The organism is Roseisalinus antarcticus (genome assembly GCF_900172355.1).
Classification (GTDB): domain Bacteria; phylum Pseudomonadota; class Alphaproteobacteria; order Rhodobacterales; family Rhodobacteraceae; genus Oceanicola; species Oceanicola antarcticus_A.
Genome location: NZ_FWFZ01000001.1, coordinates 156,252 through 171,553 on the forward strand (window position 1 = coordinate 156,252; position 15,302 = coordinate 171,553).

The 15,302-nt window shown below is 69.4% G+C and carries 13 protein-coding genes and 2 pseudogenes; 11 read left to right on the top strand and 4 right to left on the bottom strand.

Annotation, left to right across the window (positions count from 1 at the left end):
* The first annotated feature begins 2 nt into the window (after positions 1-2).
* The 11 genes and pseudogenes from ROA7023_RS00760 to ROA7023_RS00810 all read left to right on the top strand — a co-directional run bounded on the left by ROA7023_RS00760 (position 3) and on the right by ROA7023_RS00810 (position 11,656).
* A complete protein-coding gene (locus ROA7023_RS00760; protein ID WP_143535402.1) occupies positions 3-1,043 on the top strand; it encodes an ABC transporter substrate-binding protein in 1,041 nt (346 codons plus the stop codon).
* 11 nt (positions 1,044-1,054) lie between these two features.
* On the top strand, positions 1,055-1,846 hold the full coding sequence (locus ROA7023_RS00765) for an SDR family NAD(P)-dependent oxidoreductase (RefSeq protein WP_085877088.1): 792 nt from the start codon (positions 1,055-1,057) through the stop codon (positions 1,844-1,846).
* A gap of 70 nt (positions 1,847-1,916) precedes the next feature.
* Positions 1,917-2,741 carry an ABC transporter ATP-binding protein gene (locus ROA7023_RS00770; protein ID WP_143535403.1) on the top strand — a complete coding sequence of 275 codons (825 nt, stop codon included), beginning with the start codon at positions 1,917-1,919 and terminating at the stop codon, positions 2,739-2,741.
* A complete protein-coding gene (locus ROA7023_RS00775) occupies positions 2,738-3,496 on the top strand; it encodes an ABC transporter permease (protein ID WP_085877090.1) in 759 nt (252 codons plus the stop codon). Before ROA7023_RS00770 ends, ROA7023_RS00775 begins: the two co-directional genes overlap by 4 nt.
* Before the next feature lie 63 nt (positions 3,497-3,559).
* Complete coding sequence (locus ROA7023_RS00780) at positions 3,560-4,573, top strand: ABC transporter substrate-binding protein (protein ID WP_085877091.1); 1,014 nt, start codon at positions 3,560-3,562, stop codon at positions 4,571-4,573.
* The gene (locus tag ROA7023_RS00785) at positions 4,570-6,060 is read left to right on the top strand and encodes an amidohydrolase family protein (RefSeq protein WP_085877092.1); all 1,491 of its coding nucleotides are present in this window, start codon (positions 4,570-4,572) and stop codon (positions 6,058-6,060) included. Before ROA7023_RS00780 ends, ROA7023_RS00785 begins: the two co-directional genes overlap by 4 nt.
* A gap of 115 nt (positions 6,061-6,175) precedes the next feature.
* Positions 6,176-7,255, top strand: a complete 1,080-nt coding sequence (gene atzD / locus ROA7023_RS00790) for a cyanuric acid amidohydrolase (protein WP_085877093.1) — start codon at positions 6,176-6,178, stop codon at positions 7,253-7,255.
* 421 nt (positions 7,256-7,676) lie between these two features.
* Positions 7,677-9,026, top strand: coding sequence for an aminotransferase family protein (locus ROA7023_RS00795; protein WP_085877094.1), 1,350 nt, complete (start codon positions 7,677-7,679; stop codon positions 9,024-9,026).
* Positions 9,023-9,715, top strand: a pseudogene (locus tag ROA7023_RS00800) (CoA transferase subunit A). Before ROA7023_RS00795 ends, ROA7023_RS00800 begins: the two are co-directional and overlap by 4 nt.
* Positions 9,702-10,364 carry a 3-oxoacid CoA-transferase subunit B gene (locus ROA7023_RS00805; RefSeq protein ID WP_370739182.1) on the top strand — a complete coding sequence of 221 codons (663 nt, stop codon included), beginning with the start codon at positions 9,702-9,704 and terminating at the stop codon, positions 10,362-10,364. The pseudogene ROA7023_RS00800 and the gene ROA7023_RS00805 overlap by 14 nt, the downstream one beginning before the upstream one ends.
* On the top strand, positions 10,364-11,656 hold the full coding sequence (locus tag ROA7023_RS00810; RefSeq protein ID WP_085877096.1) for an ArgE/DapE family deacylase: 1,293 nt from the start codon (positions 10,364-10,366) through the stop codon (positions 11,654-11,656). Before ROA7023_RS00805 ends, ROA7023_RS00810 begins: the two co-directional genes overlap by 1 nt.
* Here the strand turns inward: ROA7023_RS00810 and ROA7023_RS00815 are convergent.
* From ROA7023_RS00815 to hisD, 4 genes and pseudogenes are all read right to left on the bottom strand, one after another.
* Positions 11,653-12,366 (bottom strand): alpha-hydroxy acid oxidase, encoded by a 714-nt coding sequence (locus tag ROA7023_RS00815; protein ID WP_085877097.1) that lies wholly within the window; start codon positions 12,364-12,366, stop codon positions 11,653-11,655. The two genes, ROA7023_RS00810 and ROA7023_RS00815, sit on opposite strands and share 4 nt — an antisense overlap.
* 395 nt (positions 12,367-12,761) lie before the next feature.
* Positions 12,762-12,896, bottom strand: coding sequence for a hypothetical protein (locus tag ROA7023_RS25440; protein WP_268807959.1), 135 nt, complete (start codon positions 12,894-12,896; stop codon positions 12,762-12,764).
* 58 nt (positions 12,897-12,954) lie between these two features.
* Positions 12,955-13,968: a zinc-dependent alcohol dehydrogenase gene (locus tag ROA7023_RS00830; protein WP_085877100.1), complete on the bottom strand. Its 1,014-nt coding sequence runs from the start codon at positions 13,966-13,968 to the stop codon at positions 12,955-12,957.
* 3 nt (positions 13,969-13,971) lie between these two features.
* Positions 13,972-15,172 (bottom strand): annotated as a pseudogene (gene hisD, locus ROA7023_RS25900) (histidinol dehydrogenase).
* Between the last annotated feature and the right edge of the window lie 130 nt (positions 15,173-15,302).

Below are 15,302 nucleotides of genomic sequence, written 5' to 3' on the forward strand. Positions count from 1 at the left end.
CCATGACGATGAACAGACGCGACTTTCTGCGCAGCACCGGCGCCTCGGCCGCCGCGCTCGGCCTTGCCTCGCCGGCCCTCGCCCAGGACCTGACGCCCCTGAAGATGGTGCTGAACTGGACCTACCAGGGCCCGCAGGCCTGGTTCTTTCTGGCCCAGGACAACGGCTATTTCGCCGATGCGGGCATCGACATGACCATCGACCAGGGCAATGGCTCGGGCGCGGCGGTCGGCTCTGTCGCGGGCGGCGCCTACGACGTGGGCTTCGGCGACGTCAACGCGCTGATCCAGCTGGCCGCCACCAGCCCCGAAGAGGCGCCGATCTGCGTCTACCAGATGTATAACAAGCCGCCCTTCACCGTGGCCGTCCTGTCCGCTTCCGACATCATGACCGCCGACGACCTGAACGGCCGGTTGCTGGGCGGGGCGGCCAATGACGGCGCGCTCAAGCTGTTCCCGGCCTTCACCCAGGTCGCGGGCCTTGACAGCGACAGCATCGAGATCCTGAACTTCCAGTCCAACCTGCGCGAGCAGATGCTGAAGTCCGGCCAGGTCGAGGGCGTGTTCGGCTATGTCAACACGATCCGCTTCTCCGCCAAGCTGTCGGGCATGGATCCCGACACAGAGATCCGCTTCATCAACTACGGCGATTACGGCATGGACCTCTATTCCAACGGCCTGATCATCCCCAAGGCGATGGCCGAGGAAAACCCCGACATGGTTTCGGGCATGGTCGCGGCGATCAACCGGGGCGTGGCCGACACGCTGGCCGATCCCGAGGCCGCCGTCGAGGCCGTCGCCCGCCGCGAGCCGCTGATCAACAAGGAGGTCGAGCTGGAGCGCCTGATCGCCACCCTGCAGGACGAGATGAACCATCCCGAACTGGCCGAGAACGGCCTGGGCAGCGTCGATCCCGCGCGGTTCGAGACGGCGATCGACATCGTCGTCGAGGCCAATGACCTGCCGCGCACGCCGGAGGTGTCGGAGGTCTATACCGACGCGTTCCTGCCGCCCGAATCCGAGCGCATCTACAAGCTGCTCTGAGGACACGGCAAATGGACCTTCACCTGAAAGACAAGGTCGCGGTGATCACCGGCCCGGCCAAGGGCATGGGCGCCGCGATCAGCCTCGGCTTCGCCCGCGAGGGTGCGCATCTGGCGCTGCTGGGTCGGGACACCGATGCCATCGGCCCGGTCGCGGCCGAGGCACGCGCCATGGGCGTGACGGTCCAGGTCCTGAAATGCGACGTCACCGACGGCGCTTCGGTGGAGGCGGCCGTCGCCTCCATCACCGACATCTTCGGCCGGGTCGACGTGCTGGTGAATGTCGCGGGCGGCACCGGCCCGATCGGCAAGACCGGGGTCGAGACCACCCAGGAGGAGTTCGACCAGATCGTGCAGCTGAACATGCGCGGCCCGTTCAACACGATCCGCGCCGTGGCCCCGGTCATGGCGCACGGCGGCGGCGGGCGGATCGTCAACGTGGGCGGCACCTTCGGGATGCGCGGCCGGGCGATGCGGCTGAGCTATTCCAGTTCCAAATGGGGCCTGCGCGGGCTGACCAAGAGCTTCGCGCTGGAGCTCGGGGCCGACAACATCGGGGTCAACATCGTGGCCCCCGGCATGGTCGACGGGCCGCGCTTTCGCGACAAGGTCGTCCCGCAGGTCGCCGAACAACACGGCCTGAGCTTCGAGGAGGCGGCGGCCAAGCATGCCTCAGATTATGCGCTGGGGCGGATCAGCACCGATCAGGACATCGCCGACGCGACGCTGTTCCTCGCCTCGGACCGGTCGCGCCAGATCACCGGCGTCGATCTGCCCGTCGACGGCGGATGGGCCGCGCTGTGACCCGCCGCGCCTCCCCCCTTCCGCTTCCCGCGGCCCCGTTCCCCGCAGCCCCGTTCCACACGGAGATGACATGACGGCACAACCCTCTGAAAAACTGATGGTTTTCGAGAAAGTCGGCGTCACCTACGGCACCGGCGACGACGGAACCGAAGCCCTGCAACCCACGGACCTGACCCTGTCCAAGGGCGATTTCCTGGCGCTCGTCGGTCCCTCGGGCTGCGGCAAGTCGACGATCCTGAAGCTGGTCAGCGAGGTGCTGGCCCCCACCACCGGCAACATCTTCTTTTCCGGCCGCGAACTGGGCGCGACCCCGATCCGGGTCGGCATGGCGTTCCAGAGCGCCTCGCTGCTGCCCTGGATGACGGTGCGCGACAACGTGATGCTGCCACTCAAGATCGTGCCGCCGTTCAAGGCCGACTACCGCGCAAAGCGCCGGGGCGAGTACCGCGAGCGGGTCGATGCCCTGCTGGAAAAGGTCGGGCTGATCGATTTCGCCGACAACAACACCTGGGAGCTGTCGGGCGGCATGATGCAGCGCGCCAACCTCTGCCGCGCGCTGATCCACGAGCCCGACCTGCTGCTGCTCGACGAGCCGTTCGGCGCACTCGACCAGTTCACCCGCGAAGAGCTCTGGCAGACCTTGCAGGAGCTCTGGATCGAGACCCGCCCCACGGTGATCCTGGTGACCCACGACCTGCGCGAGGCGGCCTATCTCGCCAGCCGGATCTGCGTCATGAGCCCGCGTCCGGGCCGGATCGTCGATGACAGCGTGATCGATTTCGTCCGCCCCCGCGACATCGACCTGGTGTTCGAGCCGGACTTCGTCGCCCTTGTCCAGCGCCTGCGCAACAAGATCGTGCACACCCCCAATATCCGCAAACGGAATGCCGCATGAAAACGACGCTTCGCAAGATCGCGCCCGGGCTTCTGATCGTCAGCTTCTTCGTGTTGTGGGAGCTGATCTGCCTGATCTTCGGCATCTCGCACCTGGTGCTGCCGCGGCCCACCCAGATCGTGACGACCTTCTTCGAGTATGCGCCCGCGATCTGGCCCCACGCGCAGCAGACGCTCTATACCACGATGGTCGGCTTTTCGGCCGGTGTGGTGATCGGCCTGCTGCTGGGCATCCTGATCGGCTCGTCCAAGCTGGCGTATGAGACGGCCTACCCGCTGCTGGTGGGGATCTCCTCGATCCCCAAGGTCGCCGTGGTGCCGATCTTCGTGCTGTGGTTCGGCGCGGGCACGGTGCCCGCGATCCTGACGGCGGCGATCATCTGCATCTTTCCCATCGTCGTGAACACCGCCACCGGCATCGCCACCGTCGAGCCCGAGCTCGAGGATGTCATGCGCTCGCTCAAGGCGACCAAGACGGAGATCCTCTGGAACATCGGCCTGCCGCGCTCGATGCCCTATTTCTTCGCCTCGCTGAAGGTCGCGATCACGCTCTCGTTCGTGGGCTCGGTGATCGCCGAGACCGTCGCGTCCAACAAGGGCGTGGGCAACATGATGCTGATCGCCTCGTCCTCGTTCAACGTGCCCTTGGTCTTCGCCGGGCTGATGGTCCTGGCGACCATGGGCATCGTCTTCTACGCCATCTTCGCCCTGATCGAGCGGCGCGTGGCGGGCTGGGCGATGCGCAAGACGATGTGAGGCTCCCCCCGACACCGACGCCCCCACCCAACGAACGATGTTCACCACTCCAAGGAGAAAGACATGAAACGTCTGCTGACGACATTATCCGCGACCCTGGCCCTGGCCACCCCGGCCCTGGCCCAGGACACCGAGATCCGCTTCACCCTCGACTGGAAATACCAGGGCATCCACGCCTTCGTCTTCTGGGCCGAGGAAAAGGGCTATTTCGACGCCGAGGGCCTGGACGTGACGATCGACCAGGGCGAAGGCTCCGCCGCCACCGTGAACCGGATCGTCTCGGGGGCCTATGACGCCGGTCTCGGCGACATCAACGCCATCGTGCAGGTTGCCGCCGCCGGCGACGTCGAAGCCCCGGTGATGGTCTACATGCTCTACAACTCGCCCCCCTTCGCCCTGATCTCGCGGGCGGACGGTCCGGTGCAGGAACTCGGCGACATCGCGGGACGGACCATGGGCACCCCGTCGGGCGGCGCGGCCGGCATCCTGTTCGAGGCGCTGGCAGAGGCCAACGGCATCGACCAGTCCGAGGTCGAGGTCGTGAACATGGCGCCGAACCTGCAAGAGCAGATGCTGCTGAACGGAGAGGTCGATTTCTCTGCCGTGTTCAGCGTGACCAGCTACATGAACCTCAGCGCCCAGGGTCTTGACCCCGAAGAGGACATCAACTGGTTCATGTATTCCGACTACGGCGTCGGCCTCTACTCCAACGGCCTGATGGTCTCGCGCGAGCTCTACGAGGAGAACCCCGAAGCCGTGGCCGGCCTGACGCGCGCACTGAACCGTGCGCTGATCGAGGTCGCGGGCGATGTGGACGCCGGGGTCGCGGTGCTGACCGATATCGAGCCGCTGATCGACGGCGACATCGAGGCGCAGCGCCTGAACTTCGCCCTCGACACCCATTTCGTCACCGACGAGACCGACGAGATCGGCATCGGCGCCGTCGATCCCGAACGGCTGGCCGGGGCGATCGACCTGCTGGTCGGCATCTTCGATCTGCCCAGCACGCCGGAGGCCGGCGAGATCTTCGACAGCAGCTTCCTGCCGCCCCTCGAAGAGCGTCAGCTGTCGCGATGACCCAGGTGGCCGCGACCTCGGACGGGACGACGGTCTCGGCCAGCTGGCTGCTGCCCGGCGACGGCTCCGCGCCGCGCCGGGCAGCCCGGATCGCCCTCAAGGACGGCAAGATCGGGTCGGTCTCGGACGGGTCGGTCTCGGACGGGGGCGAAAGCCCCGCGTCCGGGCTCGTCCTGCCGCCGGTCTCGAACGCCCACGACCACGCGCGGGTCGCGCGGCTGAGCCAGGTCAACAGCTTCGACGTGCCGCTCGAGGCCTGGCTGCCCTATCTGGCCCTGATCCCCTCGGTCGATCCCTACCTGTCCTCGGCCGTGGCCTTCGCCCGCTCGGCTGCGGGCGGCACCGGCTCGGTCATGGCCCATTACACCCGGGTCCAGGGCCTCACCGATTTTCCCACCGAGGCCCGCGAGGTCGCCCGCGCCGCGCGGGACGTGGGCATCAACATGGCCCTCGCCGTCCATTGCCGCGACATCAACCCGCTGGTCTACGGCGACCACGCCGGGCTGATGGCGGATCTGTCGCCCGAGACCGTCGAATGCGTCTCGCGCCGCTTTCTCAAGCCCTACCAGCCCGTGCACGACCAGCTCGCCATGGTCGAGACCGTCGCCGCCGAGATCGAGCGCGATGGCGATGGCGTCACCGTCCAGTACGGCCCCGCCGGCGTGCAATGGTGCAGCGACGAGATGCTGCGCAGCATCGCCGAGGCCTCGGCCCGCACCGGGCGGCGGGTGCACATGCACCTGCTCGAGACACGCTATCAGCGGGCCTGGGCCGACGAGACCTATCCGCAAGGCATCGTGACCTATCTCGACGAGATCGGTCTGCTGACCCCGCGCCTGTCGATGGCCCATTGCATCCACCTGCGCCCCGACGAGATGGAGCTGATCGCCGAGCGCGGCGCCATCATTGTCACCAACACCAGCTCCAACATGATCGTCAGCTCCGGGCTGGCACCGCTGGGCGAGATGCTCCGCCGCGGGTGCCGCATCGCCATGGGTCTCGACGGGCTCGCCTTCGACGAGGACGAGGACGCCCTGCGCGAGATGCGGCTGGGCTACATGCTCAACAAGGCCCACGGGTTCGAGCGGCACATGGACCGCGCGGCCCTGCAACGCATGGCCTTCGGCAACGGCCGCTTCGCCATCACCGGCGAGGACGGGGCGGGCGCGATCCGGCCCGGCGCACCCGCCGACATGATGGTGCTGGACTGGGAGGCGCTCTCGGCCGAAATGATAGAACCCGAGGTGGCGCCGCTCGATCTGCTGCTGGCCAGGGGCCGCAAGGGCTACGTCCGCGACCTCTACGTGGGCGGCCGAACCGTGGTGCGCGACGGCAGGGTCGTGGGCGTCGACCTGCCCGCGCTGGAGGCCGAGCTGCTGGCCGCGCTCCGGGCGAAGACCGGCGACACCGACGACCTGCGCCGCGCCATGCCAGAGCTGGGCGAGGGGCTCGCGAAATTCTACACCGGCCAGTGGGAGTGCTGCTGATGAGCGCGCCGCCGATGAAACGCCTTCCCGCCCGCGCGGACCTCTCCCGGCACAGCGGTCACCTGCGCCCCGCTCCGCGCCGGTCCCCGCCCATCGCAACGGGACGGGCCAGCTGATGGCCCGGCAGGCAGAGGTCACCCGCCTTCCGATGGCGGCCCCCGACGACGTATCGGCCATCGCCGCCGCAATCCATGCGGGCCGGATCGCCCCGGACCGGATCGTGGCGGTGCTTGCCAAGACCGAGGGCAACGGCTGCGTCAACGACTTCTCGCGCGGCCTGTCGGTCATGGCGCTCAGGGCCCTGCTCGCCCCCTTTCTGCCGGCGGATCGGCTCGACGCCCTGCCCCTGGTCATGTCCGGCGGCACCGAGGGCGGCCTATCGCCCCACTGGATCCTGTTCCACGAGACAGGGGCAGAAGCCGAGCACGCGCCCGACGCGCCCCCCGCGCTTGCCATGGCCAGCGCCCTCACCCGCCCCCTTCATCCTTCGGAAATCGGCCGCCCGGCCCAGGCCGAGCTGGTGCGCGACGCGGTGGCCCGGGCCATCGCCCGCGCCGAGATCGCGGGCCCGGAGGACGTGCACTATGTCCAGGTCAAGTGCCCCCTGCTCACCGCCGCCCGCGTGGCCGAGGCCAAAGGCGACGTGGCCACCGACAACATGCTGAAATCCATGGGGCTCTCGCGCGGCGCCTCGGCGCTCGGGGTGGCGCTCGCCCTGAACGAGGTCGACACGCTGCCCCATCGGGCCATCGGCCACGACCTTGCGCTCTGGTCGGCGCGGGCGTCCTGCTCGGCCGGCATAGAGCTCACCCAATGCGAGGTCGTCGTGCTCGGCCACTCCGCCGCCTGGACCGGGCCGCTGCGGATCGCCCACGCGGTGATGCAGGACGCCATCGACGCCCCCGCGGTGGCCGGCCTGCTCGAGACGGTCGCCCCCGGCGCCGGGCTGCAGCAGGCGGCCCCGCGCATCCGGGCGGTCCTTGCCAAGGCCGAGGCCTCCAGCTTCGGGGCCATCCGCGGCGCCCGGCACACGATGCTCGACGACAGCGACATCTCCTCGACCCGCCACGCCCGCGGTTTCGTCGGCGGCCTCCTGGCCGGTCTCGTCGGCCGCACCGAGCTTTTCGTCTCCGGCGGGGCCGAACACCAGGGCCCCGACGGCGGCGGCCCCGTCGCCCTGATCTACGAAAGCTGACGGCCCGCCCCGACGGCACCGCCCCTCCTTCATCTTGGCCAACAAACTCCCGCCGGAGGCGTCCCCGCCCCGCAACACAGCCGACCCTCGACACCGGGCGGGCCATCCGCCACCGCCGTCCCCGAAAGGCCCGACCCGCGACAAGCCCCGACAAGCCCCCAACACCGGGGCGTTGTCGAAAGGGCGCATTCCCCCGCCGCGATAAATCCGGAATGGCGCCAAACCACCCGCCGGTTGCACACTCGAGAAACAGGCCGCCCGCGGGGCAAAGGCCCCACCGGTCACGCCCCATCGCTACAGGAAGACACATGTCCGACCTCAGACATCCCGCCACCCGCTCGGACCCGACAAGGCGCCCCGGCGCGATCCACCGGGATCCGGCCGGCACCCGCCCGGCCCGCATCCGACGGACAGGTACCCCGTGACCGACGCGCCTTCGCATCTCTTCTACCAATCCCGCAATCCGCGGCCCTTTCTCGACCGGGGCGAGGGCATCTATCTCTTCGACGAAACCGGCAAGCGCTACATCGACGGCTCCTCGGGCGCGATGGTCTCCAACATCGGCCATTCCAACCCCCGCGTCCTGACCGCGATGAAGGCGCAGATGGACAAGGCGACCTTCGGCTACCGCCTGCACTTCCGCACGGAACCGGCAGAGGCCCTGGCCGCCCGGACCGCCGCGATGATGCCCGATGGGCTCGACCGGGTGTTCTTCGTCTCCGGCGGCTCCGAAGCGGTCGAGAGCGCAGTGAAGCTCGCCCGGCAATACGCCCTCACCCAAGGGGAGCCGCAACGCTGGAAGGTGATCTCGCGTTTTCCCTCCTACCACGGCTGCACCCTGGGGGCGCTGGCACTGACCGGATATGCCCCGCTCGCGGACCCCTTCGCGCCGATGCTGCAAGAGATGCCACGGATCCCCGCCCCCACCACCTACCTCGACCGCGACAACCTCACCGAGGAACAGCGCGGGCTGAAATACGCCGAGACGCTGCGCGACCGGATCCTGACCGAGGGCCCCGAAACCGTCCTCGCCTTCATCATGGAGCCGGTGGGCGGCGCCTCGACCGGGGCGCTCGTGGCGCCCGACAGCTATTACGGCCGCATCCGCGAGATCTGCGACACCTTCGGCATCCTGCTGATCTACGACGAGGTGATGACCGGCGCGGGCCGCACGGGGCGGTTTCTGGCCGCCGAACACTGGGGGATAACCCCCGATATCGTGGCGCTCTCGAAGGGTTTCGGCGCGGGCTACGCGCCGCTGGGCGCGACCGTGGCGGGCAGCCGGATCGTGGAGCCGATCCTCGATGCGGGCGGGTTCCTGCACGGCTTCACCTATGCCGGCAACCCGCTGGCCTGCGCCGCCGGCCTCGCCGTTCTGGACGAGCTCGAGACCCGCGGCCTGATCGCCAACGCCGCCGCCATGGGCGCGTTGCTCCAGGCCCGGCTCACCGTGCTCATGGAGCGCTATCCCTTCATCGGCGACGTGCGCGGCAAGGGCCTTCTGCTGGCCTTCGAGCTGGTGTCCGACCGAGAGACCATGGCGCCGCTGCCCAAGGGCCTCAACGCCCATTCCGAGCTGGTCGAGATCGCATATGCCCGCGGGCTCATCCTCTATTCGCGCCGTACCCGGGGCGGGATCGAGGGCGACCATTTCCTGGTCTGCCCGCCGCTGATCGTGACCTCCGCCCAGATAGACGAGATCATGGAGATCCTGACCGACAGCCTCGACGCCTTCGCCGCGCGTTTCGGGCTGGAGACAGCCGCTGCATGAGGCTGCCCGACAAATCCGCGGCCCTGGCAGAGGCCATGGCGGGCATCGAGGACGGCGCGACGATCATGGTCGGCGGCTTCGGGGTGCCCGGCACGCCCTTCACGCTGATCCGCGAATTGCTGCGCCAGGGGGCGCGCGAGCTGACCGTGATCAAGAACGACGCCAACGAGCCCGACATGGGCATCGACCACCTGCTGGCCTCGGGCCGGGTCGCCCGGCTCGTGGCCTCGCATATCGGGCTGAACCCGCGGGCGATCGCGATGATGAACGCGGGCGAGATCGAGGTCGAATTCTGCGCCCAGGGCATCCTCGCCGAGCGGATCCGCGCCGGCGGCGCCGGGCTGGCCGCGATCCTGACCGACATCGGCGACGGCACGGAGCTTGCCGACGGCAAGCCGCGGGTCGAGCTCGATGGCAGGGCGCTGATCGTCGAGACCGCCCTGCGGGCGGATGTCGCGCTGATCCATGCGGACCGGGCCGACACGTTCGGCAATCTGGCCTAAGTCGCCACCGCGCGGAACTTCAACCCGCTGATGGCCATGGCCGCCGCGCGGGTGGTGGTCGAGGCCGAACACCTGCTGCCGCCGGGGGGCCTTGCGCCCGACGCGGTGCAGACCCCTGGACCCTTCGTGGACCGGATCGTCGGGCTCGGCCCGCTGGGCGAGGAGTATGCCGTTGTCCGACGCTAAGGCCCGCATGATCGCCCGCGCCGCCCGCGAGATCGCGCCGGGCATGGTGGTCAACCTCGGGATCGGGCTGCCGACGAAGGTGGTGGACCACCTCGCCGCCGATTTCCCGGTCTGCCTGCACACCGAAAATGGCCTGACCGGGATCGGCCCCACCTGCCCGCCCGACACCGCCGACCGCAACCTGATCGACGCGGGCGGCGCCTATGTCTCGACATTGCCGGGCAGCGCCTTCTTCGACAGCGCGGTCAGCTTCGCGCTGGTCCGCTCCGGGCGGCTCGACCTGACGATGCTGGGCGCCTTCGAGGTCAGCCAGACGGGCGATCTGGCCAATTGGAAGATCCCGGGCAAGTTCTCGCCCGGGGCCGGCGGCGGCATCGAGCTTGCGCAGAAGGCGCGGCGCGTGGTTGTGCTGACCGCCCATGTGGACCGCGCCGGCAATTCCAAGCTCAAGACCGCCTGCACCCTGCCGCCCACCGCGCGGGGCCGGGTCGCGCGGGTTTTCACCGACATGGCGGTGATCGACGTGGGCCCCGAAGGTTTCGTGCTGCGCGAACTGGCCCGGGGGGTCGGCGCGGCCGAGGTCGCCGAGGCCACCGCCGCGCCCCTCGCGGTGCCCGACACCGATATCCCGACCTTCCAAGGCAGATGATGGACCAGAGACTGACAGCCCGCCTTGCCGATGCCGTGGACGCGGCCTTCGACGACCAGACCGCCTTTCTGGCCGCGCTGACCGCGCATCCTTCGACCCGGGGCAACGAACAGGGGGCGCAGACCTTCATGGCCGAGGCGCTGGCAGAGCGCGGCTACACAGTCGACCGCTGGCAAATCGACGTCGCGGCGATCCGCGGCCTGCCCGGTCTCTCGCCGGTGCCGGAGCCCTATGAGGATGCGGTCAACGTCGTGGCCAGCCACCACAGCCGGACCGGCAAGGGCCGCTCGCTGATCCTCAACGGGCATGTGGACGTTGTGCCCGAGGGGCCAAAGGACATGTGGACCTCCGCCCCCTTCGCGCCACGGATCGAGGACGGCTGGATGTGGGGCCGGGGCGCGGGCGACATGAAGGCGGGGCTCAGCTCCAACCTCTTCGCGCTCGACGCGCTGCGGGCCTGCGGCCTGGCCCCTGCCGCGGACGTGACCTTTCAATCCGTGGTCGAGGAGGAATGCACCGGCAACGGGGCGCTGGCCTGCCTGCAGCGCGGCTACACGGCGGATGCGGTGCTGATCCCCGAGCCCTTCGCCGAAACCCTGGTGACCGCGCAGCTCGGCGTGATCTGGTTCCAGGTCCGGCTCAAGGGGCGGCCCACGCACGTGGCCTATGCCGGCACCGGCGCCAACGCGATCGAGGCCGCGATCCCGTTGATCCAGGCCCTGCACGAGATGGAGGCGCGCTGGAACGCCCCCGCGAACCGCCCGGCCGATTACGCCCATATGGACCACGCGCTGAACCTCAACATCGGGCGGATAGCGGGCGGCGACTGGACCAGCTCGGTGCCCGCCTGGTGCGTGCTGGACGTGCGCATGGCGATCTTTCCCGGCCAGGGCATCGAGGCCGCCAAGGCCGAGATCGAAGAGGTCATCCGCGACGCAGCACGGCAGGATCCGTTCCTGCGCGGGGCGATGCCCGACATCGTCTACCACGGGTTTCACGCCGAGGGCTACGCGCTGTCCTTGGACGGCTCCGGCACGGCGGCGGCCGCCATCGGCGCGCTCAAAGCCGCCCACGGCGCGGTCACCGGCGCAGAGTTGCCGCGCGCACCGATCACCGCCACCACCGACGCGCGGTTCTTCGGCCTCCACGCCGGCACGCCGACGCTGGTCTACGGCCCCCGCGCCGAGGCGATCCACGGCTTCGACGAGCGCGTCGATCTCGAAAGCCTGCGGCGGGTCACCAAGGCGACCGCGCTGTTCATCGCCGGCTGGTGCGGTCTCGAGGATCCCTAGGGCGCGGCGGCTCGGCCCGCCCCGTCGAATAGCATCGCCGGGCCGGCCGCGCGGGCTTCGGCGACGCTCGACACTCCGGCGAGGTTCAGGGTGATCTCGATCTCGCGCCGCAGCAGGGCGATGAAATGCGCGGCGCCCCGCTCGCCCTCGGCGGCCACAGCCCAGGCGAAGGGACGGCCCATCAGGACGCAATCCGCCCCCAGCGCCAGCGCCTTGAAGATGTCCGTGCCCCGCCGAAACCCGCTGTCCACATAAAGCGCCAGGTCCTCGCCGAGCGCGGCACGGACCGGGCGGATCAGAGACACGGTCGAGGCCCCCTGGTCAAGCTGCCGGCCGCCGAGGTTCGACAGCACGATCCCGTCCACCCCGGCGTCGCGGGCCAGCGCCGCGTCGGCGGGACCCGAGATCCCCTTGACGATCAGCGAGCCCGGCCATTTCCCGCGCAGGTCGGCGACCGTCTCCCAGGTCAGGTCCTTGCGCAGCCGCCGCGAGAGGGCGCCGGCCTGCGCAAGGGCCCCGCGCCCGAATTCCTTGCGCCCGCGCACAAGCTCCACCTCGGGGACCCCGCCGCGCAGCACGTCGAGCGACCAGAGCGGTCGCCGCGCGAAATCCCACATCAGCCGCGGCATGATGCGATCCACCGACCGGAACCTGTTGCGCAGGTCCCGCTCGCGCACCGAGGTGATCGCAGTGTCAACGGTCAGAAAGATCCGGGTAGTGTCTCAGTTTGAAAATTGACGCCTCAGGCGCACGTTCCCCTGTTATGCTTACCGTGAAGCATACAGGAGACGCCATGCACCTTGCGCACAAAGTGAATGCTCATATCTCGAGGCGCCGTCCACACACCATCTGTGATGCGTGCATTGCCAAGGCCCTCGACATCCGGCACCAACAGGCCAACCGGGTCACGATGGCGTTGGAAACGACGAGCGATTTTGATCGCGGCCACGGAATCTGCCAAGATTGTGGAAAAGAGCAAAAGGTGATCAGACGTGCCTAAAGGTCCCAAAGGTCAGAAACGCCCCGCTGATGTGATCGGGAACGCGGTGAAGGTCGCGCGAATCGCGACGGGGGAGGTTGATGACGAGACCGACGAAGGCAAGGATCAGGCAGCCATGTCGCTTGGGTCGAAGGGCGGGAAGGCCCGCGCCGCGTTGCTCACACCAGAGCAGAGGTCCGAGATAGCTCGCAGGGCGGCAAAATCGTCGATGTCCACATAGGTCCGCTCGAGATCGGGCATTGGGGGCTTCCTCGCGTGGGTCCGGTCGGGGTCCGGGGCCAGCGGGCCTGGGGGCGGCTCAGCCGGCCGTGGTCGCACCGGGCGGCGCGCAGCGGATCAGCGTCTTGATCCCGTCCGAGCCCCGCGCCGTCATCTCGGCGAAGGTTGCGGGCACGTCCTCCAGCGCGATCTCGGCCGCGATGAACGGGTCGAGCTCGGCCGAGAGCGCGGGCAGCATCCCGGCGATGCGGGCCAGCTCTTGGGTGCGGAAGGCACGGCTGCCCTGCAGGGCGATCTCGCGCTCCACCAGGTGGACCGGGTCGATCACCGCGGCCGGGGCGCCGATGCCCACCAGCGTGATCCGGCTCGCGCCCGCGATGGCGCCCAGAAGGCCGCGGATGACACCGGGATTGCCCGTGGTCTCGATCGCATGGCGGACCCGGCGGCCGGAGAGGCTGTCCAGGTCCACGACCTCGGCGCCGGTGTGAGCGGCCACATGGGCGGCGCGGGTGGCGTTGCGGTCCAGCACCGCCACCCGGTGCCCCATCCGCCGCGCCAGCAGCGCCGAGAGTGCCCCGATCGGGCCGCAGCCGGTGATGACGATACCGGCGCCCTCGGGCACCGCCGCGAGACCGAGGGCATGGAGCGCGACCGCCAGCGGCTCTGCCATCGCCAGGTGGCGGTCGGGCACATCGGGCGCGGGCAACACGTTGCGCCCCGGCAGGGTCACCGCCTCGGCAAAGCCGCCGTCGATCACCTCGCCCAGAAATCCCAGGTCTGCGCAGACCTGCCCCACACCGTCCCGGCAGGCCGGACAGATCCCGCAGGTGTGCCGGCTGTACACGATGACCCGCTGGCCAATCGCGACATGCTCCACCCCCGGGCCGGCGGCCGTCACCACGCCGGTGAACTCGTGCCCGGCGACAGAGGGCGCCCGGCTGATCCAGGCCCCGGTCCGGTAATTGTGCAGGTCGGAGCCGCAGATACCGGCCATGGTGACCGCAAGCGTCACTTCATGGTCGGACGGCCGCACGGGCGGGGCGATCCGCTCGACCCGAAGGTCGCCCGCGGCATGAAGGCGGACGGCGCGCATGGCTCAGTCCCGCAGATAGGCCAGCCGCAGGTCGCCGACCGCGTTGGCATGGGAGGAGAAGCCCTCGTATTCGGCCAGCACTTTGGCGTTCCGCGCCATCTCGGGATAGCCCTTCTCGGTCACGTAGCCGACCGAACTGCGGCGCATGAAATCGACCACGGACAGCGGCCCATAGGTCCGCGCCCCCTTGGAGGTCGGCAGCACGGCGTTCGGCCCGAGGGCGAAATTGCCGATAGAGACCGGGGTGTACGGGCCCATCAGGATCTCGGCCGCCTCGGTGATGTCGCCGAGATAGTCGAACGGGCGGGTCGACAGGATCTCCAGGTGCTCGGGCGCGTATTCGTTGACGAAGGCACAGGCGTCGGCCATCGATTCCGCGATCAGGATGCCGCCGGACCGGCCGGTCAGCACCGCCTTCGAGAATTCCGCGCGCTGCGGCGTCATCCGCGCCCAAAGCTCCGGCAGGGTGGCCAGCGCTTCTTCGGCGACGCGCGCTAGGGGTGACAAGCCAGGCAGAGCTGTCGGGCCCGTGTTCCGCCTCGATCAGCAGATCCATGTCCGCCAGCCGGCCCGAAACGGTGTCATCGGCCAGGATCATCCCTTCGGACGGGCCAGCGGGCAGGCCAGGGTCGATATGGCCGGCCAGAAGACGCTTGGCCGCGACCACCCAGGGGCTGCCGGGGCCGACGATCTTGTGCGCCCGGGCGACCGTCTCGGTCCCGAAGGCCACGGCCGCGACAGCCTGGGCCCCGCCGACCTTGTAGACCACCTCGACCCCCGCGAGCCGGGCGGCCACCAGGGTCGCCGCATCGACCTTTCCGTCCGGTCCGGGCGGCGTCACGATGGCCAGCTGCGGCACCCCGGCCACCACGCCGGGCACCGAGGTCATCATCGTGACCGACGGAAAGGCGCCCTTGCCCCGCGGCACATAGAGCGCCACGGATTTCATCGGCAGGAAGCGGTCGCCGGCAAAGGCCCCGGGGCGGATCTCCTTCAGCCACATGGCCTCGGGGGCCTGCTCCTCGTGGAAGCTGCGGATATTGCCGATGCCGAAGCGGATCGCGTCGATCACCGCATCGTCCACGGCGTCGAAGGCGGCGTCGAACTCGGCCTCGGAGGCCTTCAGCGTGGCCTCGGTCAGGGGCTCGGCCTTGTCGAAGCTGCGCCCGAAGCGGACCAGCGCGGCGTCGCCCTCGGTGCGCACGGCCTCGATGATCGGCGCGGCGCGCTCGAGGAAGGACGACAGGTCCGCCTCCGACCGCTCCGTCAGCGCCGCCCGCGCCTCCGCCTACATGGATTTCAGCCGCCTCATGGTCACGTCAGCCATCGGGTTT